This is a genomic window from Lentibacillus sp. CBA3610 (genome assembly GCF_013373365.1).
Lineage (GTDB): Bacteria > Bacillota > Bacilli > Bacillales > Amphibacillaceae > Lentibacillus.
This window is the reverse complement of record NZ_CP035925.1, coordinates 951,921-975,321: the sequence shown is the minus strand read 5'-3', so window position 1 is coordinate 975,321 and position 23,401 is coordinate 951,921. Positions and strand designations below refer to the sequence as shown.

Below are 23,401 nucleotides of genomic sequence, written 5' to 3'. Positions count from 1 at the left end.
CAGTTTATTATTTCAATGTCATAAGCCGATCTGACTGGCTGATAATATCCGTTACCCGGACACCGAAATTTTCATCGATAACAACGACTTCACCTTTAGCAACCAGTTTTTCATTGACCAGAATATCCACTGGTTCTCCGGCCAGCTTGTCCAATTCGACAATTGACCCGGCAGATAATTCCAAAATATCCTTTATCGATCGCTTTGTTCGCCCAAGTTCAACTGAGACCTTTAACGGGATATCGAGCAACATATCAAGATTCCGTTTTTCATTTTGACCTAAACCCGCCTGCTCTAAATCAGTGAAGGCTGCCTGTTGAATCGATGAAGCATCCTGACTGACTTTATCACCCAAATATTGCGGACGCTCAGTCACACCGTCAGAGGTTTGATGGTTCAATTGATCCTGTTTGTCCACTTCTGCTGTCACAGCAACTTCCTTTCTGCTCTTCTCTGAGGAAGTCTCTGTCACCTCTTCAACTAATTCCCTGGCAAATAAAAGCGGAATAACCTGCATTATATTTGAATCGATTAAATGACCGACTTTCAAACGAAATGACACTTTGGCAAGATAATCATCATCCGAAATGACCTCATTACTTTGGACATTTTCCCCTTTTTCCAGTCTTATCGTTGGAGGGGAAATATCAATCCGTTTATTAAAAACAGTCGACATACTGGTAGCAGCTGTCCCCATCATTTGATTCATGAATTCCTGAATGGCACTTAAATGGATATCCTGTAATACGCTATCCGGTGAGGCGCCATCTCCCCCGAGCATAATATCCGCGATAATCGCCGCATCATCTGCTTTCATTAACAGTACATTTTGACCATTAAAACCCTTGGAATAATTGACATGAATGCTCACCTGTTCCAATTCAAATTCATTGTCAAAATCACTTTTCCTTATGATGGATACTTCAGGTGTCGTGATTTCCACTTTTTGGTTTAACAATGTTGACAGGGTCGTTGCTGAACTGCCAAATGATATATTGCCTATCTCGCCCAACGTATCTTTTTCGACAGTCGATAATAACTCAGTTGTATTGGGGCTATTCTCGTCTTCCTCGCCGACTTTCAGAAGAGCATCAATTTCATCCTGGGAAAGCTTTCCGTCATTCATCTTCGTTCCCCCTTCCTAAATTCCTCCAGCACTTGCACAGCCATTTTATGTTTGGATTTGCCGGGCTGCACGTAAAACTTGGGATGACTATTGACTTGCAATTGTAATGGTTGATCAATCGGCTGATCTAATGCAATGACATCATCCGTATGTAAATGCAGCAGCTCATCAATACTGATGGTTGTCTCACCGAGTAATGTTTTGGCTTCGACTCGAGCATGCTGAATAGTGTCTGTTATTTTCTCGTAAGCTTCCGGGTCCTGTTTTTTTGTGTTTGTTTGCATCCAGTAATGAACCGACAACTTTTGGATAATCGGTTCCAAAACAATATGCGGAATACAAATATTGATCATACCGCTTGTCTCTCCGATGGTTGTATCAAGTGAAACAATTACAACGGTTTCATTGGGTGAGACCAATTGGAGAAATTGCGGATTGACTTCAAAATCTTCCAGCACCGGATCAACTTCAACGATTGATGACCATGCCTCATACAAACTCATCCGGGATTTCTCAAAAAGCTGGGACATCAGCATCGTTTCGATTTCGGTCAGGTTTTCCACTTTATTAACACTGCTGCCGCGTCCGCCCAGCTGCCTGTCAAGCATGGCGTAAGCGATATTTGGGTTGACCTCCATTAAAACCCGGCCATCCAGTGGCTGAACGCTGAATATATTTAATACCGTCATTTTCGGAATCGACCGAATGAATTCTTCATATGGTATTTGATCAACGGAGGCTACAGAAATATTGACATATGTTCGTAACTGTCCTGAAAAATAGGTCGTCAGTAAACGGGCATAATTATCATGAATCCGTGCAAGGCTTCTGATCTGGTCTTTGGAAAACCGGAGTGCCCTTTTAAAATCATATACACGGACCTTTTGCTCTTCCTTTTCCTGTTTTAACTCTTCCGCATTCATTTCACCCGATGAAATAGCAGACAATAATGCATCAATCTCATTTTGTGATAAGACTTCTTCGACCAAAAAACCTCACCCCCACAACAGCTTTTCCTGCTTTTAAACAACCTGGACCATTACTGTAAAATCTTGCTTGTCGTATAAACATCCGTGATACTTCCTTCTGTCATGACTTCATTTAATTTCAGCTGAACAGCGTCCTCCAAATCAGAGAGTCCGGATTTAAACTTTTCTTCATCCATTTTAGCAAGCTCTTTGATCAGAATATTTTTTAGCTGAAATTCCCTTTTTTCAGCCTCTTCCCTCGCCTTATCACTATCGGTAACAACCTGGAATTGAATCCGTACAAAACTGCCATTTTTTAAATCAGTTGTGATTTCAGGTGTTTCATACGAGTGCTCCAGAACCGTGTCAATGGATTGGGCACTGCCTTCAGTTGGATCATCCGTCATATATAACACGGCAATTAATGTGCCGCCACCCGCCAGTAAAAGGACAACAAGTGACGTTATCATTGTTTTTGCCAGTTTACCCATTACGATCACCCGCCTCTTTAAATCCACTACTCAACCCGATTTGCTTATAATAATCTGTTACCAACTTCGCGACATCGGACTTTGAATCTTTGACAACGATTTTCTTCCCATTTGTTAAGGTTATGGTTGTATCCGGATATGACTGAACCTGTTCAATCATCAATGCATTCAGTGTGAATAAATCGCCATTTAATTTCGTCAGCTGGATCATATGTTGGCGGGAGTGTTCTTTACCTGAACACTCCCTACCCCCTTATTTATCGTTTTAGATTGACGAGTTCCTGCAGAATTTCATCTGATGTTGTAATAATTCGTGTGTTCGCCTGGAAACCGCGCTGGGCCGTGATCATTTCGGTAAATTCCTCAGCAAGATCAACATTTGACATTTCCAGAGCACCGCTGACGATGGTGGCAGCTCCATCAGATTCCGGTTCCACTAAATTTGCTGCACCGGAATTACCTGATGCAAGGTATAAACTCCCGCCATCTTTTTCAAGACCCTCAGGATTGGAAAAAATAGCGATACCGATTTGCTGGTCATCCTGCATGGCACCTTCACCGTCCACATACGTAACGGTGCCATCCTTTTCAATGCTGATGCTTGTTGCATCCTCCGGTATATTTAATGGCGCAGTTCCATCACTGCCAACTAAATAATAACCATCCGAATTTACCATGCTGCCTTCAGAATCCAAGTAAAAATTGCCTGCACGTGTATAGGCACGTCCATCAGGTGTATCAAGTACGAACATCCCATCTCCTTCCAGCTGAAGGTCCAGCGGGTTGTTTGTCGTTTGACTGAACCCCTGTGTATGAATGTCATCTATTGAACCTAACTGTGAACCTAAACCGACCTGTGAAGGATTAACACCTCCACGGTTATCCGTTGGTCCCGATGCCCCTGTTGTCGTCTGACTTAGTAGATCCTGAAACGTCACCCGGCCTTTTTTAAATCCGTTTGTATTGACGTTCGCAATATTATTTCCCACGACATCCAACTTTGTTTGGAATCCTTTCATTCCGGAAATTCCTGCATACATGGAACGTAACATGTTTCATATCTCCCCTTTATCAGTTTTGTTTTACGATTCAACACTGTATCCGTCGGTCAACAGTTTCGGCCTCCTCATCAGGTCCGGCCTATTTATCTATCAGAATCGTGCCATTTATATTCGTGAAAATTTTACTTGCTGCCTCTTGTTTATTCATCGCCGTTATGACGGTGTTGTTGGCAGCACTTACCAATAACGCTGCTTCATCGGTCAAAACTAATGAATCTGTAACACCTTTTTGTTTTGCTTCCGACATTTTCTCTGAAATCATCTCCCATTGTGTTTCATTGATGTTGATATTTCGCTCATTCAGCCGTTGTTCTGCATGCTTGCTGATTTTAATCCCCTGGGCATCCTTCAGCACATCTTTGAAACTTATGTCCGGTTTATTATCCACGGGTTTTTTGACAGTTGGCTGTGGCATCAAATGATGCTGCTGTAATGGCTGTATGCGGTGATCCATATTAATCACGACCTCCGGCACCTGCTCCTGCTCCATCTTCACCTATGCTTTCAGTGCCAGTATCAGCTTCAGGTTCACTTACCTGCGTGATCGATTCAGCGTAAATTTTTTCATCGTTTTCGAGCTCCAGAACAGCCTGGCCTTCGTATTGACTCACAGCAATAACTGTACTCATTTCTGTATCCAGCTGTGCACCGGTGTCTTCATCATAAGTATGATAGGAAACATCTTTGCCTATCATGTGGCTGTATTGTAAAATCGGTGAAACGTTCTGCTTTTGAACAAGCTGATCAATCGAATTAGCCATATTCATGGTTTGTTCGAGCTGTGAAAAGGATGCCATTTGTGAGATGAATTGGCTGTCATCCATTGGGCTTGTCGGATCCTGATTTTGCAGCTGTGTCATTAAAATCTTCAGAAATTCATCCTTGCCCAGCTCAGGGCTTGGGACCCGCTCTAATTGCTGGTTATGCAAATAAAGTGACGAATCAATAGTCGTCATGTTTTTCACCTACACCTTCTCATTCATTAAAACCTCTTGTAATTGTAAGTCAAAATCGTCCTCTTCCGTATGAGGCTTATCATCCTGGTCGGCGTCTGAGTGTTCCTGATTATGATCATCCATTGGCTGTCCGTCTTCTTCATGCTGAGTGGTTTGGGTTTGCTGTGAACTGGTTTCCTGTTTTTCCACCACGACCTGTTGTGGTGAAAACATATTTTTCAGCTGATGCATGTTTGACTCCAGCATTTCTTTGGCAGCTGCGGATGTAACGACAATTTTGACTGTCATTTCACCATTCATCTGCGTCAGTTTAACCATCATGTCCCCAAGATTTTCAGGACGTAATGATAGATTTAACTGTGATGTTCCATTTTGTATCGCCATAAATTTGCTTGATTTCATAACCTTTTGAAACTGTTCGATTAATTGATGGTCAACAGTCTGGGTGTTTGTCTGGTTCAAATGGATAACATACTGCTCAACTTTCGACATCGGCATTGACGATGTAAACGTTAACGCCTGCTGTGCCGTTGCCTTATCCAATTGCGTTTGATTCCGGATGGCATGCTGCAGCCACTTAGCCACGTCCCTAATAGTAACTTTTGCATTCGTATTATACTGATGATTCACAGCAAGTTGATTTCGTTTTTGAAACGATTGAACAAGTTCCTGCCAAACCGCCTTATTGTTTTCATTGCGCGCCGGTAATGATTGCATTAGAGCGCTCGTTTGTTTAGTTGAATCCTTCGCCAGCGCCGACCATTGTTCTAATAGCTTCAGAAATTCAGGTGCAGATTTGGAAATGCTTTTTTGATCGGTTATTTGTGCCAGCAGGTCTTCAACTTTTGCGAACAATGCTGAAAATTGCTTTTGAAGAGTCTGATCATTCAATATTTGATGGGGTGGCTGTAAATTTACAAGACGTGACTCACCCACATTATCCTCTTCTGCGTCACCACCCTGCATGATTCCAAGATCACGATTCAGAGTGTTTTGAAGTTGTCCACTGTTAACTGGCAGTGTTCCATCCTGCCCGGTAATATGATTCATGAGCCGGGTCAGCATCTGTTTCGCGTCATTTTCTGATGACGCTTGGTCTGCCAGTTTATTAACCTCATCTGAATCCAAAAATTTCTTAACCAAGTCACGTACGTCGGCCAAATTATGTTGGCTGTCATCTACATTTCCCGTATTGTTTCTGAAACCCATTAACAGATTCCGGAAACCACTTGTCTGATCCGGTGACACATCTTTACTGCGAGCTGGCTGTACTTGGTCCGTTGATTGTGTGATTTGCTGAAGCATCGTTCCTGCCGCATTCAAATTGATCACCCCCTTTCAAGTGATAACCTGCCTTATTGTGTCTCGTTAACAAACATTTGTGTTAACGCGGCTGCATAATCAGGTTCCATTTCTTCAAGGATCTCACCGCGTGCGTCATTTGGTACATCTTCCAAAATCGAGACCGCTAGATCCTGGTCCATATTTTGTAAAATTTGTGCAGCCTGTTCATTGTCCATATCCGAGAACGATGATGAAATGGCCGCTAATGATTCATTCTCAGGCGTTTGCTCATTTTCTGTTTTTTCTTCGTCAGGGGCCTCTTCATTTTCCAGCCTGATGATTTCGCGTTCCATTTCATCAACCGCTGATTCCAAATCGGTAACTTGCTGATTTAATGCAGCAATTTCCTCATCTTTACTTGTGATCATTTCTTGCATTTGATCTTCTGTCCGTTGTTTGTCTTTTTCTTCATCAGTTGTAATGACGCTGGCTAACACCGGGACATCATTGCCTTTTTCTTTAGCCCACCCGACCACATCAACACCGGCAACTGTCAGGATAATAATGGCAAGAGTCAGTGCTATCACGCCGGGAATGACAATCGCAAACAGGAACCACAAAAGAGGATTCATTTTCTTTTTTTCGTTTTTAGGTTTCGCTGCCATATTAATCACCCGTTTTCCGGCTTAAATACTGTCGGATCGATATTTCGTCCATCGAATCCTTTTCATCTTTCTTAATCAATGCGGCCGCTTCCTCTTCCCGATGTTCGATTACTTTTTCGAACTTCTTCACTTCGACATATGCTTCGGACAAATCTTCATGTTTCGATTCCATTTCACTTCTGGCATGCTGTACTTCCTGCTGCAGGGCTATTATCTGCTTTTTTAAATTCTCGATATAAAGCGCCTGTTCCCTGATTTTGCCAATGGGACTTGATTGCTGCAAATACGTTTCATACAAGCTTTCCGCTGCTTCTTTTTTTCGAAGCAATTCATATAACTGTGTTGCCACTTCCTCAAAATCATCAATGGACTTCTGATATGCTTTCTGTGCACGTGTTTTTTCATTTTCCCTGATATGTAAGACTTTTGAAAGTGCTGCTGTGCCCGCCACTAAACTCCTCCATTCAACAACTTATACATCTCGTCGATCGAATCTTCCAATGAATGATAATCGGATGTTCCCTGTTTCAAATAGGCGTTTATTTTGGGATGGTATGAAATGGCACGATCTATTTCCTGGTTTGTTCCGCGTTTATAGGCACCAATCTGGATTAATTCACTATTTTCTTCATAAGTTGCCATTAACGCTCTGATTTGTTGTGCTGCATCCAGATGGTCCTGGCTCACAATTTTGCTCATCACCCTGCTGATGGATTTTAAAATGTTAATAGCTGGAAACTGGCCTTGTTCAGCCAATTTGCGGTCAAGGATGAAATGACCGTCCAATATGCCCCGGACGCTATCAGCAATCGGTTCATTCATATCATCACCATCAACCAATACGGTATAAAAAGCTGTTATTGTACCATGTTGGCTTGTCCCTGTTCGCTCAAGCAATTTGGGAAGCGCGGCAAACACTGATGGTGTATAACCTTTTGTTGTTGGCGGTTCACCCGTTGCCAGACCAACTTCCCGCTGAGCCATTGCAACCCGGGTCACCGAGTCCATCATTAAATTAACCTGAAACCCCAAATCCCGGAAATATTCACTGATTGCTGTTGCGGTATAAGCCCCTTTAATCCGCATAAGGGCCGGCTGATCTGAGGTGGCAACAACAACAATCGATTTTCTCAAGCCTTCCTCTCCAAGTTCATAATCGATAAACTCGCGAACTTCCCTGCCCCGCTCGCCAATCAGAGCAATGATATTGACATCTGCACTGCTGTTGCGTGCAATCATACCGAGCAATGTACTCTTACCGACACCACTGCCGGCAAAAATACCTATACGCTGACCTTTACCGACTGTCAGAAGGGAATCAATTGCTTTCACACCTACTTGTATCGGTTCTGAGATAGGCTGACGTGCTAGTGGATTGGGTGGTGACTGCTCGGTTAGATAATTGGACAATCCTTTCGGCAGCTTCGAATCATCCAAGCTTTCACCAATTGAATTGACCACTTTTCCGATTAAACTTCTGCCAATTTTGACTGTTAATGCTTTTCCTGTTGACGCCACCAGGCATCCAGGGCCAATTTCACTAACTTCTGCATAGGGCATGAGAATAATCTTTTCTTTGCTGAAGCCAACAACCTCGGCCATAACAGATTTATTTTGTGTACTGCTATGTATTAAACAAACTTCGCCGATTTTAGCTTTTGGTCCAAGTGATTCAATCATGAGGCCAACAACACGTGAAACTTTTCCATAGCGTTTAAATGAATCGGCCTGCTCAATTTTCTTAAGATACTTGCTTACATTCATGAATCATTCTCCATACTAACCTCGTATAACGCTTCCCGTACCTCCTGCAGCTGTGAATCTATGCTGGCATCAACCTGTCCGGATGGATGCTCAATCAGGCAGCTCCCTTCATTTAACGCATCACTTGCATAAAACGAAACATTTAACTTACGGTCATCAAAATGTATAAGCTCATCCTTTTGCCTGATAACAAAATGATAATTCGCCGGATGCAAATAAACGGCAAGTTCCGATTTATCGTTCACTTCTTTGATAGCTGCTTTGACCAGGGTCATGAATCTGTCCGGATGTTCTTCCAGCTGCTGATGTATAATTTTTTCCGCCGTGTGGATTGCGAGATCTAAAATTGCTTCTTCACTCTGTTCTATAGTAGAATGGTAGTCTTCTGTTGCAGCCTTCACCACTTCATAGGCATCTGCAATTAATTGTTTATATTGCTCAAGTCCATTTTGTTTGCCTTGTTCAAACCCTTCAGTATAACCTTCATCTTTCGCCTCTTCGATATATTTCTGTTTTTCCTTTTCCCAATCCGCTTTGGCTGCTTCGATTTCCGCATTTGTTTGTTCCAGCAGGGTTGTCTGCTCATCTTTAATACGCTGTAATGCCTCATACGCCTGATCAATTTCCGACTGTACCTGCTGTTTGGTTACGTTTTTATCTTCAGCAGATTGAGATTCCACTTGTCTGTTGACGTTGATTGGCCTGATATTTATCTGTTTCTTCTTTGCTGTTCCCGGTTGGCAGGAATGGCTATTAGACAATGATATCGTCACCCCCGCCACGTGCGATGACTATTTCTCCGGTTTCTTCAAGATGCCGGATAGCACTGACAATTCTTGTTTGCGCCTCTTCTACATCACGTAACCGAACAGGACCCATAAATTCCATCTCTTCTTTAAAGGTTTCTGCCATACGCTGTGACATGTTCTTAAACACAATTTCTTTCACTTCATCACTGGCAACTTTGAGGGAAAGACGCAAATCTTCGTTATCCACTTCCCGAATCACCCGTTGGATAGCCCGGTTATCAAGAACAACAATATCTTCAAAGACAAACATCCGTTTCTTGATTTCCTCTGCCAATTCGGGCTCTTGAATGTCAAGTGTGTCCAGTATTGTTTTCTCGGTGCTCCTGTCAACACCATTTAACACCTCGACGACTGACTGAATTCCACCGGTTTGTGTGTAATCCTCCGTAAGTGAAGATGAAATTTTGCGTTCCAAAACTTGTTCGACCTGACTTATAATCTCCGGTGAAGTTGAATCCATTGTCGCAATCCGTTTGGCAATTTCCGCCTGCATTTCCTGTGGAAGTTCAGATAGAATCTGTCCGGACTGTTCCGGATCGAGATAGGATAACACAAGTGCAATCGTTTGGGGGTGCTCAGTCTGGATAAAATTCAGCACTTGCTGCGGATCTGCCTTCCGGGCAAAGTCAAAAGGTCTAACCTGAAGTGAAGCAGTCAGGCGGTCAATGATATTATTGGCTTCCTGGTTTCCAAATGCTTTCTCCAGCACCGTTTTTGCGTAGCCAATGCCACCCTGGGATATATATTCCTGTGCTAAAGCAATTTGGTGGAACTGATCCAATACATCTTCCTTTAGATGGGATTCCACTTTTTTCACAGAGGAAATTTCCAAACTAAGCTGCTCGATCTCTTCCTCTGAAAGATGTTTATAAACTTGTGCAGATACGTCCGGGCCAAGAGAGATCAATAGAATGGCCGCCTTCTGTTTTCCGGTCAGTGATTTTTGTTTAGGCATCGTCAATCTCTCCCTTAATCATTTGAAATCCAACTACGCAATAACTTGGCGAAATCTTCCGGGTTTTCTTTCGCCATTTTTTCCAGTTGTTTTTTGCGTGTTACCGATTCTGATTCCCCTGAATAACCAATTTCCGGCACCTCTTTTTCCGATTCAACCGACACTGTATTCCCGACTTCTCTTTCTTCTATTTCTTCACCTTTACGGTTACGCAGCAGGAGGATAATCAACAAAATGATGACAGCAAGTAATACACCGCCGGCAATATACATCCATAATGGTATAACTGGTGTTGACGCTTGTGGTGATCCAACACTTTCACTAAACTCCTGAAAAACAATCGATGTATTTTCTTCCGGCTGTATTTCTCCGTCATAGTCACCATCAATGGACGTACTGATTATCGAATTCATAATTGATGAGATACCAGCAGTCACTGTTTCCTGCTCCTGGGCCGTCAAGTATTGCACTTCGCCATCCTGCTCACCCTTTAATTCATCAACCGCAACCTGGATCCCTAGATCACGGATCTTATATGGGCTTTCAACAATTTCTTTGCGAATACGATTGTACTCGTTATTGATGGTTTCTTGCGATAATTCATATTCACCGTCTCCGCCTTCTTCGGTACCTTCATAATTTGCGATGTCCTCATCACCTGTACCGGCCTCACCACCGACAGGCGGATTCCCTTCATATGTTTCTTCAATGCTCTCAATGCTTACCGGCAGACCTTCCATGTCCTCCAGGTTCACCGGTTCAACCAATTCCTCAACACGATTTTCCTCAGTAAAATCAATATCAGCTGTCACCGAAACGATAACATTTTCCATTCCGACCATTGCCCCCAGCATTTGCTGAAGACGCTGCTGTATATCTTTTTCAATATCCTTCTTGACGTTTTGCTGGTATGTATATGTATTTTCCTGATTCGAGCCATTAGGAGAATCCTGGTCAAAATATTCAAAGTACTGATTCATAATAGCAATATTTTCCTCGTTCAAGTCAGGCACTGCTTTCGCCACTAAGTGATATAGGGCGTTAATCTGATTCCCCTCGAAGTCAAACCCGGGCTGGGTATTAATAACAATGGAAGCACTGGCTTCCTGCGTGGCATCACTGACAAAAACAGGCTCCTCAGGCATATTGATCATAACTTCAGCTTCGTTAATGCCTTCAACACCTTTTACAAGATTGGCCAGTTCTGTTTGCATGGCATCAAGCTTGATCATGTCGAATTCATTATCGGTTATACCCCATGACGCATTCTCACTGAAAAAGGAATAATCAATGTTACCGCTGTTCGGAATCCCCTGGCCGGCAAGGTCAACCAGCAGGGAATCAACATCAGATTCCGGGACTTTAATCGTTGTCCCGCCGTTTTCCACTTCATATGGCACACCCCGGGAATCCAACTCCTCCTTGATTTGACTGACTTCCTGCACTGATAAATCATTATACAGCGGTACAAGTTTTGAACCAGTGGAAAATAATATAATTGTCAAAATCAAAGCAAAAACGATTGCAGCAGAACCTATGAAAATACCTTTTTGACTCCTGGATCGCTCAGTCCAAAAAGATTTAGCTGTATCCTTGAATTCAATTATCCTGTTCTTCATATATTCCCCCGCCAAATCCCTGGAAAAATTCGGCATTCTCCTCACCAATGCGGGTGCCGAACCTTTTCTTCAAAGGTCAACAAAAATTTCTGATTTAAATAAAACGCTCTCTAAAACCTGGGCTTAAAAGTAACTCTTAGTACCTGAAGAAAATTGTTTTTAGTTGCTGTATCAGGTATCACCCACCCTGCTAAGTCTCTCATTATATCTGCATTCGCATTATTTTGTTATAAGCATCAATCACTTGACGTTGAACTTCTACGGAGGTCTCCAACGTAACACTTGCTTTTTGAGCTGTGATCATGACATCATGCAAATCATCGATCTGCCCTTTCGCTAGTGCTTCTGTCTTTTTGTCTGACTCAGCCTGAGCATTATTAACATTCTCAATCGCCGTTTTGAGTGTGTTGGCAAAATTTTGATGCGCTTCATTCGGCGTAACGGTCTGTTTTGCTATTTCAGAATTTGGCATGGCCGGATCGTTGTTAATCCCATTCACAAAAGTATTCATCGTACCTCTCCTTATGTCTTTAGTCACACACCGTTATGTCTGACAGTTAAGACTAGATCTCTCACATGACTATTTTCCTATTTCAAGTGCTTTCAATAACATATTTTTGCTTGCGTTCAATGATGTTATATTCGCCTCATAGGATCTTGTTGCACCCATCATATCAACCATTTCTTTTAACGGATCGACATTGGGCATCTCTACATAGCCGGCGTCGTTTGCATCTGGATGACCCGGATTATAAACAACTTTAAATGGGGACTCATCCTCGGTAATCTGTGATACGTTTACGCCTGAACCCGAACCATCTGAACCTGAATCGACAGCTTGGTTTAAAAAAGACTGAAAGCTATTTCCGGATGGTTCCAACGTTACCATTTTCCTTCTGTAAGGTTCATACTCGCCATCTTCGTTCAAAACAGCCCGTGTCGTTTGCGCGTTAGCAATGTTTGACGACACAACGTCCATACGCAGGCGCTGGGCTGTTAACGAACTTGCACTTGTGTTTATCGCATGAAATATCGACAACTCTAATTCCCTCCTCCGATAACCGTTTTCAAGGTTGAGAATTTGCCATTAATGCGATCAACCAACGCTTGATAGTAAATTTGATTTTTCCCCAATTCTGCCATTTCTTTGTCAATATCCACGTTATTTCCACTATGGTTATATGCCGTTCCCTGGCGTGTAACGGTATGTATTGTTTGATCCCTATCCAGGGAATTAAAAGGAAGGTGTTTTGAGTGTGTACGTTTTGTCCCGAAAGAAGCGTTTAATTCATCATTCAAAACATTTTTAAATTCAACATCCTTCGCCTTATATCCAGGTGTATCCACATTGGCAATATTATTGGAAATAGTGCGATTCTTAGCGGACGCATACTTCAAGGAATTTTCAAGCGTCTGAAAGGAGCCTGAAAAAAACTCCATGACATTTCCTCCTATCGTTTTTACAAATTAAAAACAACGGACGTAAACAACTTTTTCCATACGAATAACATTGTAATTTAAATAGACTATAAAGTCCATCATATTTCGACACTTTTCACAACGAAAGAAATATTTGGTTATATGTACCTATGACTTTTAAATCATTTTCATTCCTTAAAATGACAAAATTTGTGTCTGTTTATCAATTTTACAACGATAAATTGACTTAAAAATTTTTTTCATTACTATTTTCATATGGTCTTTTACCTCGCAGTTGATATAAACTGCGACACTGAAGAGTGTAATGACACCGCTCCGGAAATACACTCCGCTTTCCGCGGGTGCCCCGTGAGCCTCCTCGGGCATTCGCCCTGTGGGGTCTCACGTTGGTCACTGTTCCCGCAGGAGTCTCCGCGTATTTCCTCCGCTGTTTGAAGTTAATCTCATTTTGTCTTGTTTAATTAAACCTCTCTTGTGAGTGTTGATTGGAGTGGAGGCCAGTCGACTCCTGCGGGAAAAGCACGTGTCTGGACCTGAGCAGCGGCGGTTTTCCGCAACGGAGGCTGAAGCCGTGCCCTAAGGTGCGCGACTGGCCGGAACGGAAATCAACTAAGCACTCTACGTCGCAGTTTATGGATTTTTGGTCAAATACAGCAATATTGAGAAAACAGCATTAAAAAAACGGCTATCGTTTGGATAACCGTTTTTTATATGAATTGACTATTTTATCTGGAACGCAATTTTTCCAGTTCAACGAGGAACTTATCGTTTAATACTTTAATATACGTTCCTTTCATACCGAGTGAACGGGATTCAATGACACCGGCACTTTCGAGTTTCCTGAGTGCATTAACGATGACTGATCTTGTAATTCCAACTCTGTCAGCAATTTTGCTGGCAACAAGCAATCCTTCGTGACCATTCAACTCTTCAAAGATATGGTCGATTGCTTCCAGTTCACTGTAGGAAAGCGAACTGATGGCCATTTGCACAACAGCCTTACTTCTGGCTTCCACTTCAATTTCTTCCGTTTTTTCATGCAGAATTTCCATACCTACAACCGTTGCCCCGTATTCGCCCAGCAGCAAATCGTCTTCATTGAAACTTTCTGATAATCTGCTCAGTACCAATGTCCCCAATCGATCACCGCCGCCAATGATCGGGACTATTGTTGTCAAACCGTTTTTGAATAATTCACGGTTCTCCACCGGGAATGCCGTAAATGGACTGTCGATATCCAGGTTCGCTGTTGTCTCAAAAATATTAAACAATCCATGTGTATATTCTTCAGGAAACTGTCTTTCTTCCAGCATCGATTTCATGCGCTCATTTTCAATTTCCTGGTTAATCGCATAACCCAATAATTTTCCTCGTCTGCTGACAATAAACACATTACCTTTGATAACATCCCTGAGTGTCGCTGACATGTCGTTAAAATTCACTGATTTCCCTGTCGTTTTTTGCAGCATCGCATTAATCTTTCTTGCACGTTCTAAAAGTTCCATGTTAAATATCCTCCATTTCGTTCAATTCACTTAAAGAATAAATTGACTTAAATCTTTATTTTTGACAATATTACTTAATTTCTGATCAACATAGTCATCTGTAATTTCAATTGTCTCCATGTTAATCTCAGGAGCTTCAAACGATAAATCTTCCAAAAGTTTTTCCAATATCGTATGAAGCCTTCTTGCACCGATATTGTCCGTTTCCTGATTAACCTGGAAGGCAATTTCTGCCAATCTATTTACAGCTTGGTCTGTAAACACAACATTTATACCTTCTGTTTTTAATAATGCGGAATATTGTTTCAATAAGGCATTGGATGGCTCCATCAATATCCGCTTGAAATCCTCAACAGTTAATTTCTCCAATTCCACGCGTATCGGAAATCTTCCCTGGAGTTCCGGTATCAGGTCGGATGGTTTCGCCGTATGAAATGCACCTGCTGCAATAAATAGCATATGGTCTGTTTTCACGGGGCCATGCTTGGTAACAACCGTTGATCCTTCCACAATCGGTAAAATATCCCGCTGCACACCTTCCCGTGACACATTCGCGGAATTCTCCTGTTTCCCGGAAACTTTATCAATTTCATCGATGAATAATATTCCCGATTGCTCAGCCCGGTTAATGGCCTCCTGTGCTGCTTCTTCCATGTCCACAAGTTTCCCGGCTTCCTGTGTTGTTAATACTTTCCTTGCTTCGGAAACCGGGAGCTTGCGCTTTTTCGACTTCTTCGGCATAAACTGCCCGAGTGCGTCCTGCATGTTCATCCCCATTTGTTCCATGCCCGATCCTTGCAGCATATCAAACATTGATGGCTGAGGCTCCTCAATCTCCACTGTTACTGTTCTATCCTCTAATTCGCCTAATGCCAGCTGATGTTCAACCCGTTTGCGCTTATTCCTGATTTCCTCGTCTTTTTCAGTTGTATCATTGTTATCATCATCTTCTTCCTGGCCGGAAAATAACATTTCAAATGGATTTTTCATATTGTTTTGTTTTTTGGCTTGCGGCACGAGCAGTTCGACCAATTTTTTATTTGCTTCCTTTTCCGCCCGGTCTTTTACTTCATTCATTTTTTCATCTTTGACCATCCGCAAAGACATTTCAACCAAATCCCGGACCATTGATTCGACATCACGGCCGACATAGCCAACTTCGGTAAATTTGGTTGCCTCCACTTTTACAAACGGAGCACTGACCATGCTTGCCAATCGTCGTGCAATTTCAGTTTTACCTATTCCAGTCGCGCCGATCATCAGAATATTTTTAGGGACAATTTCGTCTTTGATTTTATCTTCAAGCTTCAGCCGGCGATATCTGTTTCTTAATGCGACGGCAACCGATTTTTTAGCATCTGACTGCCCTACTATATATTGATCCAGTTGCTCCACTATTTGTTTTGGAGTATAGTCAATTCCCATTCACTAAAGCCTCCTTATTCACCAAGGACTTCCACTGAAATATGGTCATTCGTGTAGATACAGACCTCGCTAGCTATTTCCAGAGCTGTCCTTGCAATTTCTTCAGCTGTCAGCCTGTTTGTGTGTCTGACTAATGCCCTGCCGGCACTCAATGCATAGTTCCCGCCAGAACCAATTGCAAGAATACCATCATCAGGCTCAATGACCTCACCGGTTCCTGACACAAGAAACATTTTTTCTTTATTCATAACGATAAGCATCGCTTCCAGTTTGCGAAGAACTTTATCACTCCGCCATTCTTTAGCTAATTCCACTGCAGCCCTTGTCAGATTGCCATCAAAAGCCTCCAGTTTTCCTTCAAACTTTTCAAATAATGTGAATGCGTCTGCTACAGATCCGGCAAATCCCGCAAGCACCTGGCCGTTATACAGTGTGCGGACTTTTTTGGCCTTATGCTTCATTACAACAGCATTGCCCATCGTTACCTGCCCGTCACCGCTCATGGCACATTGCCCGCCATGACGGACTGCAAATATTGTTGTTGCATGTATCTCAGCTGCCACTTCCATCACCTCTCTCTGAGAAGATTACTCTTTAGCGCGTGGATGACTGTTCATATACACATTTCGCAAACGATCTTTCGTTACATGTGTATATATTTGAGTTGATGATAAATTATCATGCCCCAGTAACTCCTGAACTGTACGGAGATCAGCACCTTCATTCAACATATGGGTTGCAAATGTATGGCGCAGCTTATGTGGATGTACATGAACGGTCAAAGCTGCCTTCTCAACCATTTTATTCAATATTAAGCGAATTCCTCTGGCGGTTAACGGACCACCCCTGGCATTCAAAAAGACAGCGTTGGTAGAAGAAGTTGATTTACTCTGCAGTTTTTCTCTTCCATTGTTTATGTACGTTTCCAGAGCGACCTCAGCAAAACGGCCAAATGGAATATATCTTTCCTTGTTGCCTTTCCCGGTAATGAACATGGTGCCAATGCTAAAATCAATATCTTCAATATTCATGCGCTGACACTCACTGACACGTATACCAGTTGCGTAAAGTGTTTCAATTAAAGCCTGATTTCGCTGACCTATTGGATCAGTCAGATCATTTATCTCAAACAGTTTTTCCAATTCTTCCGTATACAGAAATCCCGGTATAGGCTTTGCAGCTTTTGGAAGGCTGATATGGATGAACGGGTTATCTGTCACCTGACGATTACGTTCCAGAAAACGATAAAAACTTTTTAAGCTGGATATTTTACGGGATACAGATCTTCTTCCGAGTTTTCTTTCATATAATCTTGTCAGATATAAACGAATGGTCCGATAAGTGACATCCTGAAAATTACTGATATTTTCCTGTTGCAAAAAAGTGAAAAAGTTTTTCAAATCATCCATATAGTATTGAACGGTAAATGGTGAAGCATTCTTTTCAATTTGCAAATACACCTTAAATGCATTGCTTTGTTCAGTAAAATTATCCAATTTCACACCCCGCTCACGCAGCGAATAAAGCATACCATAGAAATTACTTCAAGGCAATAAACTTAACGAAATTATAACAAAATTCTGAAATGGCCTCAATCCATTCTGATAAGATTAGTAAATTTAACTTATCCAATTTATAATTCAGGACTCAGTCACTAGGCCTGTCAAGTAAATTACCTTACCAATGCGCAATTATATCTGTTTCACTTTAAATAGTCAACAAATAGGAATTGAATTATCAAAAAACTTCCTCTTCTGTGTACAAAATGTGAAAAGTATTCCTATTTAATCGTGAAAATCCCTCAATGTTAATCAATTACCCCAAAAAGCCACAAAGAAAACTGCCTGTTGATTACAGGCAGTCAGTTTTCGGCACTTTCTTTATAATCGCAGTTCGTACATTGAACTCGCGTTTCTTTTTTCGTTTTCTTTTCGACGAGTAATGATTCACATTTCGGACAGGGTCTTGAAACCGGCTTATCCCATGAAACAAAATCACATTCCGGATAACGGTCACACCCGAAAAATTTTCGGTTTTTCTTTGATTTTCGTTCGACAACATTGCCCTCTTTACATTTCGGGCATGTGACGCCGATTTTCTTTAAAATCGGTTTTGTATTTCGGCATTCCGGAAAATTGGAACAAGCCAGGAATTTACCGTATCTTCCCATTTTATAAACCATTTCATGTCCACAATTTTCACATGTTATACCAGCAGGTTCGTCGCGGATTTCAACCTTTTCCATTTCTTCTTCCGCTCGCTCCAGGCGTTTTCGAAATCCGCCATAAAATTCATCCAGTACCTTGATCCATTCAGTTTTCCCTTCCTCAACGGCATCAAGATCCTCTTCCATTTTTACTGTAAATTCAAGATCAACTATTCTGGGGAAAAATTCCTTCAATATATCAGTAACAATGGTACCCAACTCAGTCGGGACAAACCGCTTACTGTCCAATTGAACGTATCCTCTGCGCTGAATCGTATCAAGCGTAGGCGCATACGTTGAAGGCCGTCCAATCCCCCGTTCTTCCATGGTGCGGACCAGCCTTGCTTCAGTATACCTGGGGGGTGGCTGCGTGAAGTGCTGATTTGGTTTGATATCTTTAGCTTCCACAACCATACCTTCAGACAAGTCAGGTAAATACTTATTATCATCCTTTTTCTTATCATCGGTACCTTCGACATATACTTTCATAAAGCCTTTAAATTTAACTTTTGAACCAGTTGCACGGAATTCGGCTCCATTATTAAGTAAATGGACAGTCATCGTATCCATGACGGCCGGCGCCATTTGACTTGCCAGAAAACGTTCCCAGATAAGCTTATAAAGACGAAGTTGATCGCGTGGCAATACTTCTTTCAATGATTTCGGGTCACGCATAGCAGATGTCGGTCTTACTGCTTCATGGGCATCCTGGGCACCCTCCTGCTGCTTGGCTTTTCCGGGATAGCCCAAATAGTTTTTGCCATAGTTATCCTCAATATAGCTTTTAGCTTCTTGTTTGGCCGTCTCTGAAATCCTTGTTGAGTCCGTACGCATATAAGTGATTAAACCGGTGATTCCACCTGCTTTTTTGCCCAAATCAATCCCTTCATATAACTGCTGAGCTACCATCATGGTTTTTTTGGCTCGAAAATTAAGTTTCCGTGCTGCTTCCTGCTGCAGTGATGACGTCGTGAACGGTTTGGCAGGATTGCGTCTGCGCTCGCGTTTGTTCACCTTATCAATTGAAAATTGCTTGCCATCCAATCGGTCCGTAATCGCTTTAACATCTTCCTCAGACTTCAGTTCTTGCTTTTTACCATCAATACCGTAAAAAGATCCTTCAAATACATCATCGTCTTTTTGGAAATGAGCATCAATGGACCAGTATTCTTCCGGTTTGAAATTCTCAATTTCCTTTTCGCGATCAATGATCATCTTGACTGCTACCGACTGAACTCTTCCAGCACTTAAACCTCTTTTGACTTTCTTCCATAGCAGCGGGCTTATCTTATAACCAACAAGACGATCGAGGATACGTCTGGCTTGCTGGGCATCCACCAAATCATAATCAATCGAACGCGGGTTTTTAAACGATTCTTTAATCGCATCTTTTGTAATCTCGTTGAAAACCACCCGGCATTCAGAATCTTCATCAACGTTTAAAGCGTATGCCAAATGCCAGGCAATTGCTTCGCCTTCCCTGTCAGGGTCAGCAGCAAGATAAACTTTTTTAGCCTTTTTTGCAGCTGACTTTAATTCCTTAAGTACATCACCTTTGCCTCGGATTGTAATATATTTTGGTTTAAATGAGTCATCCGGATCGACACCCGTTTGACTTTTGGGCAAATCACGCACATGACCCATTGAAGCTTTTACTTTATAATTTTTTCCCAAATAACGTTTGATCGTTTTCGCTTTCGCCGGCGATTCCACGATCACCAGGTAATCAGACATATCGTTTCCTCCCAGATTTGCATCCATAAATTGCATTGAAAATCTTCACTAAATATTAAATAGTTACACCGTGTTTGTCAAACATGTTATGAAGTTCATTTGAGTCATATGACCCAATTTGGTTCGATTCTCACCCAGTCTTCCAGAATATCTTCCGGCTCCTGAACAAGTTTTGCACCGTCCTGTATCATTTTATGACATCCTTTTGTGTACGGTGTCAAAGGGGATCCCGGGAGCGCATACACTTCTCTCCCCTGATCCAATGCCTGGTCAACTGTAATCAACGTACCGCTTTTTTCAGTTGCTTCAATTACGAATGTGCCAAAACTTAAACCACTGATGATCCGATTGCGTTCAGGAAAGTAAAACCGTTCCGGCGGGGTGTCCGGGGAGTATTCGGATAGTAATAAACCTTTTTCGGCAATCCGTCTGAAAAGCTTTGTATTTTGTCTTGGATAAATGTGATTAAAGCCGCTGCCCAGCACTGCTATTGTACTTCCATTATTGCTGATTGTCAGCTGATGTGCATAACTGTCAATTCCTGTTGCCATACCACTGACAATCACCCAATTATTTTGAATTAAAGGCAGCACGTATTTTTCCATTTTTAACATCGCTTCACGTGATGGTCGTCTTGTACCAATCACACTGAAAATTGGATTTTGTTTCAGCAAATCTATGTTACCAATAGCATATAATACCAGCGGCGCATCTTTAATAGTTTTTAACACATAAGGATAGATACCGTCAACTGCTGTTATGACATCTACGGTTTTTAAATCATGCCGTAGCCTGGATTTTAATGCCGGATTTCGGAGATCTGAATGAAATAAAGAAGCTTTATTCAGAGGCAGAGAAAAAAATTGACTGATTTCAGAGGCATTGAGGCTGTAAATACTTTTTAATGTGGGATCATAGCGGATAAACTTTCGGATGGTCCTGCGGGTAACACCACGACAACGGTGAATATGGATTAAGCGTTTACGAAATACTTCCAATAAATCACGACCTTATTATATTTCATATTGATAATGGGAACCCAAATACCCATTATTCCGGGTCCCGGGTTCCCTATTATATTCAACTTTGCCATATCGATTGTTGTCATTTAAAGCAACAATCGACAGAACCGCTCTTAATTAGTGTGTTTTGCATTTTTCCTGCAGACCATTTTCTTTTAGTACGTTAATCATGGTTTCACCAATATCAGCAGGTGTGTCTGCTGTTTGAATGCCGGATTCGTTCATGACACGGATTTTCTCTTCGGCAGTCCCTTTACCACCGGAAATAATCGCACCGGCATGCCCCATCCGTTTTCCCGGAGGTGCAGTTGCGCCGCCAATGAAACCGACGACAGGTTTATCCATATTCGCTTTGACCCATTCAGATGCTTCCTCTTCAGCTGTACCGCCGATTTCACCAATCATGACGACAGCTTCTGTTTCCGGATCTTCATTGAAGGCTGACAAGGCGTCAATAAAATCTGTTCCATTCACAGGGTCGCCGCCAATTCCTACAGCGGTTGTCTGGCCATAACCCGCTTCAGACAGCTGATGCACAGCTTCATATGTCAGAGTACCTGAACGGGATACAACGCCGATGTGGCCTTTTTTATGAATATAGCCCGGCATAATACCAATTTTGCTTTCATCAGCTGTAATAACGCCCGGGCAATTCGGACCAACGAGACGTGTCTTTTTACCTTCCATCGCCCGTTTCACTTTGACCATATCCATAACCGGAATATGTTCTGTTATACAAATAACCAGGTCCAATTCTGCATCCACTGCTTCCAGAATAGCATCTGCTGCAGCTGGTGCCGGTACATAAACGACCGATGCATTAGCTCCTGTTTCATCAACAGCATCCTGTACTGTGTTGAATACAGGCACCCCTTCTACTTCTGTACCGCCTTTTTTCGGTGTGACACCGCCGACGATTTTGGTACCATAGTCAAGCATTTGTCTTGTGTGGAATTTGGCCGTACCACCAGTAATACCCTGGACAATTACTTTTGTATCTTTATTAACGTATACACTCATTTTCGTCCGTCCTTTCTTAAATTATCTAATCACGATCAAAAAAATTACTTAACTGCGGAAACGATTTTTTCTGCACCGTCTGCCATGGATCCGGCAGATGTAATGTTTAATCCGGATTCATCAAGAATTTGTTTACCTAATTCAACGTTAGTGCCTTCAAGGCGCACAACGAGCGGAATATCGAGTCCCACTTGTTTAGTCGCTTCCACAACACCTTCAGCTATGACGTCGCACTTCATGATACCGCCGAAAATGTTCACGAAAATCCCTTTAACATGTGAATCGGACAAAATGATTTTGAATGCTTCTGTCACTTTTTCAGCTGTTGCACCGCCGCCAACATCCAGGAAGTTTGCAGGTTCGCCGCCATAATGTTTAATGATGTCCATTGTTGACATCGCAAGCCCTGCTCCATTAACCATGCAGCCGATATTGCCATCAAGTGCAACATAGCTTAAATCATATTTGGAAGCTTCGATTTCTTTTTCGTCTTCTTCTTCCAAATCACGCAATTCCATAACATCTTTTTGACGGAACATAGCATTATCATCAAAGTTCAGTTTGGAATCAAGCGCCATTACTTGTCCATCACCCGTTGTAACAAGCGGGTTGATTTCAGCGATGGAACAATCTTTTTCCACAAATACGTTATAAAGTCCAATCATGAATTTAGCTGCTTTGCCGATCAACTCATCCGGAATATTGATGTTAAATGCTAACCTGCGAGCTTGATAGCCGGACAGTCCTACTACCGGATCAATCACTTCTTTAAAAATTTTCTCCGGTGTTTCGGCAGCAACTTCTTCAATTTCTGTCCCGCCTTCTTCTGATGCCATCATGACAACACGGGAAGTTGCGCGGTCCATTACAAGTCCTACATAATATTCGTTTTGAATATCGCTGCCCTCTTCAATTAACAGACGTTTGACTTCTTTACCTTCAGGGCCGGTTTGGTGGGTCACCAGGTTTTTACCCAAAATTTCATCTGCATATGTACGCACATCATCCAAATTTTTAGCAATTTTGACACCGCCGGCTTTACCCCGTCCACCAGCATGAATCTGCGCCTTTACAACGGTCACATCGCTGTTCAGCTTTTTGGCAGCGTTAACTGCTTCATCAATCGTATATGCGACATGCCCGTTCGGGACATTTACGCCGGATTCGCGCAAAATATCTTTGCCTTGATACTCATGAATGTTCATCTTTTTTCCTCCCATCAAATTTCACTGCATCACTATTGTATAAAAAAACGATAGATTTCACAAGAAATAGCGGTTTATCCCCGTAAAGATGCGGATAATTGACCGTGCATGCCAAACCCTGTCGAAGGTTTATAGCAAAATATATC

General features: G+C 42.2%; 25 protein-coding genes. All 25 read right to left on the bottom strand.

Translation table 11 applies throughout. From position 1 onward, the window contains the following. Nucleotides 1-7: 7 nt before the first annotated feature. A complete protein-coding gene (gene fliY, locus Len3610_RS04925) occupies nucleotides 8-1,126 on the bottom strand; it encodes a flagellar motor switch phosphatase FliY (protein ID WP_176446972.1) in 1,119 nt (372 codons plus the stop codon). After that, nucleotides 1,123-2,115 (bottom strand): flagellar motor switch protein FliM, encoded by a 993-nt coding sequence (gene fliM, locus Len3610_RS04920; protein ID WP_176446971.1) that lies wholly within the window; start codon nucleotides 2,113-2,115, stop codon nucleotides 1,123-1,125. The genes fliY and fliM overlap by 4 nt, the downstream gene beginning before the upstream one ends. Nucleotides 2,116-2,165: 50 nt before the next feature. Continuing rightward, a complete protein-coding gene (fliL, locus tag Len3610_RS04915; protein WP_176446970.1) occupies nucleotides 2,166-2,585 on the bottom strand; it encodes a flagellar basal body-associated protein FliL in 420 nt (139 codons plus the stop codon). Beyond that, nucleotides 2,578-2,796 carry a flagellar FlbD family protein gene (locus tag Len3610_RS04910; protein ID WP_176446969.1) on the bottom strand — a complete coding sequence of 73 codons (219 nt, stop codon included), beginning with the start codon at nucleotides 2,794-2,796 and terminating at the stop codon, nucleotides 2,578-2,580. Before Len3610_RS04910 ends, fliL begins: the two co-directional genes overlap by 8 nt. Nucleotides 2,797-2,842: 46 nt before the next feature. Next, nucleotides 2,843-3,637: a flagellar basal body rod protein FlgG gene (gene flgG / locus Len3610_RS04905; RefSeq protein WP_176446968.1), complete on the bottom strand. Its 795-nt coding sequence runs from the start codon at nucleotides 3,635-3,637 to the stop codon at nucleotides 2,843-2,845. Between the two features lie 88 nt (nucleotides 3,638-3,725). Beyond that, on the bottom strand, nucleotides 3,726-4,100 hold the full coding sequence (locus Len3610_RS04900) for a TIGR02530 family flagellar biosynthesis protein (protein WP_176446967.1): 375 nt from the start codon (nucleotides 4,098-4,100) through the stop codon (nucleotides 3,726-3,728). Between the two features lies 1 nt (nucleotide 4,101). Beyond that, a complete protein-coding gene (gene flgD, locus Len3610_RS04895) occupies nucleotides 4,102-4,602 on the bottom strand; it encodes a flagellar hook assembly protein FlgD (protein WP_176446966.1) in 501 nt (166 codons plus the stop codon). 9 nt (nucleotides 4,603-4,611) lie between these two features. Further along, entirely contained in the window at nucleotides 4,612-5,925 is a 1,314-nt protein-coding gene (locus Len3610_RS04890) for a flagellar hook-length control protein FliK (protein WP_176446965.1), read from the bottom strand. Nucleotides 5,926-5,957: 32 nt separating this feature from the next. Next, nucleotides 5,958-6,551 carry a MotE family protein gene (locus Len3610_RS04885; protein ID WP_176446964.1) on the bottom strand — a complete coding sequence of 198 codons (594 nt, stop codon included), beginning with the start codon at nucleotides 6,549-6,551 and terminating at the stop codon, nucleotides 5,958-5,960. A 1-nt stretch (nucleotide 6,552) separates the two neighbouring features. Next, nucleotides 6,553-7,002: a flagellar export protein FliJ gene (fliJ, locus tag Len3610_RS04880; protein ID WP_176446963.1), complete on the bottom strand. Its 450-nt coding sequence runs from the start codon at nucleotides 7,000-7,002 to the stop codon at nucleotides 6,553-6,555. Next, entirely contained in the window at nucleotides 7,002-8,315 is a 1,314-nt protein-coding gene (gene fliI, locus Len3610_RS04875) for a flagellar protein export ATPase FliI (RefSeq protein WP_176446962.1), read from the bottom strand. Before fliI ends, fliJ begins: the two co-directional genes overlap by 1 nt. Next, on the bottom strand, nucleotides 8,312-9,076 hold the full coding sequence (gene fliH, locus Len3610_RS04870; RefSeq protein WP_176446961.1) for a flagellar assembly protein FliH: 765 nt from the start codon (nucleotides 9,074-9,076) through the stop codon (nucleotides 8,312-8,314). Before fliH ends, fliI begins: the two co-directional genes overlap by 4 nt. Then, entirely contained in the window at nucleotides 9,069-10,079 is a 1,011-nt protein-coding gene (gene fliG, locus Len3610_RS04865) for a flagellar motor switch protein FliG (RefSeq protein WP_176446960.1), read from the bottom strand. The genes fliH and fliG overlap by 8 nt, the downstream gene beginning before the upstream one ends. Before the next feature lie 14 nt (nucleotides 10,080-10,093). After that, nucleotides 10,094-11,698: a flagellar basal-body MS-ring/collar protein FliF gene (gene fliF / locus Len3610_RS04860; protein WP_176446959.1), complete on the bottom strand. Its 1,605-nt coding sequence runs from the start codon at nucleotides 11,696-11,698 to the stop codon at nucleotides 10,094-10,096. A 202-nt stretch (nucleotides 11,699-11,900) separates the two neighbouring features. Beyond that, complete coding sequence (gene fliE / locus Len3610_RS04855) at nucleotides 11,901-12,209, bottom strand: flagellar hook-basal body complex protein FliE (RefSeq protein WP_176446958.1); 309 nt, start codon at nucleotides 12,207-12,209, stop codon at nucleotides 11,901-11,903. 69 nt (nucleotides 12,210-12,278) lie between these two features. Continuing rightward, nucleotides 12,279-12,737, bottom strand: coding sequence for a flagellar basal body rod protein FlgC (gene flgC / locus Len3610_RS04850; protein WP_176446957.1), 459 nt, complete (start codon nucleotides 12,735-12,737; stop codon nucleotides 12,279-12,281). Between the two features lie 2 nt (nucleotides 12,738-12,739). Then, nucleotides 12,740-13,138 carry a flagellar basal body rod protein FlgB gene (gene flgB, locus Len3610_RS04845; protein ID WP_176446956.1) on the bottom strand — a complete coding sequence of 133 codons (399 nt, stop codon included), beginning with the start codon at nucleotides 13,136-13,138 and terminating at the stop codon, nucleotides 12,740-12,742. A gap of 725 nt (nucleotides 13,139-13,863) precedes the next feature. Next, nucleotides 13,864-14,643, bottom strand: a complete 780-nt coding sequence (gene codY / locus Len3610_RS04840) for a GTP-sensing pleiotropic transcriptional regulator CodY (protein ID WP_176446955.1) — start codon at nucleotides 14,641-14,643, stop codon at nucleotides 13,864-13,866. 30 nt (nucleotides 14,644-14,673) lie between these two features. Beyond that, nucleotides 14,674-16,068, bottom strand: coding sequence for an ATP-dependent protease ATPase subunit HslU (gene hslU / locus Len3610_RS04835; protein ID WP_176446954.1), 1,395 nt, complete (start codon nucleotides 16,066-16,068; stop codon nucleotides 14,674-14,676). 14 nt (nucleotides 16,069-16,082) lie between these two features. Next, entirely contained in the window at nucleotides 16,083-16,631 is a 549-nt protein-coding gene (gene hslV, locus Len3610_RS04830; protein ID WP_303700060.1) for an ATP-dependent protease subunit HslV, read from the bottom strand. 24 nt (nucleotides 16,632-16,655) lie between these two features. Continuing rightward, on the bottom strand, nucleotides 16,656-17,564 hold the full coding sequence (xerC, locus tag Len3610_RS04825) for a tyrosine recombinase XerC (protein WP_255259801.1): 909 nt from the start codon (nucleotides 17,562-17,564) through the stop codon (nucleotides 16,656-16,658). A 365-nt stretch (nucleotides 17,565-17,929) separates the two neighbouring features. Then, a complete protein-coding gene (gene topA, locus Len3610_RS04820; protein WP_176446951.1) occupies nucleotides 17,930-20,008 on the bottom strand; it encodes a type I DNA topoisomerase in 2,079 nt (692 codons plus the stop codon). A gap of 104 nt (nucleotides 20,009-20,112) precedes the next feature. Continuing rightward, complete coding sequence (gene dprA, locus Len3610_RS04815) at nucleotides 20,113-21,006, bottom strand: DNA-processing protein DprA (protein WP_176446950.1); 894 nt, start codon at nucleotides 21,004-21,006, stop codon at nucleotides 20,113-20,115. A gap of 141 nt (nucleotides 21,007-21,147) precedes the next feature. Further along, the gene (sucD, locus tag Len3610_RS04810; protein WP_176446949.1) at nucleotides 21,148-22,050 is read right to left on the bottom strand and encodes a succinate--CoA ligase subunit alpha; all 903 of its coding nucleotides are present in this window, start codon (nucleotides 22,048-22,050) and stop codon (nucleotides 21,148-21,150) included. A gap of 44 nt (nucleotides 22,051-22,094) precedes the next feature. Next, nucleotides 22,095-23,255 carry an ADP-forming succinate--CoA ligase subunit beta gene (gene sucC / locus Len3610_RS04805; RefSeq protein WP_176446948.1) on the bottom strand — a complete coding sequence of 387 codons (1,161 nt, stop codon included), beginning with the start codon at nucleotides 23,253-23,255 and terminating at the stop codon, nucleotides 22,095-22,097. Nucleotides 23,256-23,401 lie beyond the last annotated feature (146 nt).

Coding starts and splice junctions, on each gene's coding strand:
- fliY (WP_176446972.1), bottom strand. CDS start 1,126: ATGAATGACGGAAAGCTTTCCCAGGATGAAATTGATGCTCTTCTGAAA.
- fliL (WP_176446970.1), bottom strand. CDS start 2,585: ATGGGTAAACTGGCAAAAACAATGATAACGTCACTTGTTGTCCTTTTA.
- Len3610_RS04910 (WP_176446969.1), bottom strand. CDS start 2,796: ATGATCCAGCTGACGAAATTAAATGGCGATTTATTCACACTGAATGCA.
- flgG (WP_176446968.1), bottom strand. CDS start 3,637: ATGTTACGTTCCATGTATGCAGGAATTTCCGGAATGAAAGGATTCCAA.
- Len3610_RS04900 (WP_176446967.1), bottom strand. CDS start 4,100: ATGGATCACCGCATACAGCCATTACAGCAGCATCATTTGATGCCACAG.
- flgD (WP_176446966.1), bottom strand. CDS start 4,602: ATGACGACTATTGATTCGTCACTTTATTTGCATAACCAGCAATTAGAG.
- Len3610_RS04885 (WP_176446964.1), bottom strand. CDS start 6,551: ATGGCAGCGAAACCTAAAAACGAAAAAAAGAAAATGAATCCTCTTTTG.
- fliI (WP_176446962.1), bottom strand. CDS start 8,315: ATGAATGTAAGCAAGTATCTTAAGAAAATTGAGCAGGCCGATTCATTT.
- fliG (WP_176446960.1), bottom strand. CDS start 10,079: ATGCCTAAACAAAAATCACTGACCGGAAAACAGAAGGCGGCCATTCTA.
- fliF (WP_176446959.1), bottom strand. CDS start 11,698: ATGAAGAACAGGATAATTGAATTCAAGGATACAGCTAAATCTTTTTGG.
- fliE (WP_176446958.1), bottom strand. CDS start 12,209: ATGAATACTTTTGTGAATGGGATTAACAACGATCCGGCCATGCCAAAT.
- flgB (WP_176446956.1), bottom strand. CDS start 13,138: ATGGAGTTTTTTTCAGGCTCCTTTCAGACGCTTGAAAATTCCTTGAAG.
- codY (WP_176446955.1), bottom strand. CDS start 14,643: ATGGAACTTTTAGAACGTGCAAGAAAGATTAATGCGATGCTGCAAAAA.
- hslU (WP_176446954.1), bottom strand. CDS start 16,068: ATGGGAATTGACTATACTCCAAAACAAATAGTGGAGCAACTGGATCAA.
- topA (WP_176446951.1), bottom strand. CDS start 20,008: ATGTCTGATTACCTGGTGATCGTGGAATCGCCGGCGAAAGCGAAAACG.
- sucD (WP_176446949.1), bottom strand. CDS start 22,050: ATGAGTGTATACGTTAATAAAGATACAAAAGTAATTGTCCAGGGTATT.
- sucC (WP_176446948.1), bottom strand. CDS start 23,255: ATGAACATTCATGAGTATCAAGGCAAAGATATTTTGCGCGAATCCGGC.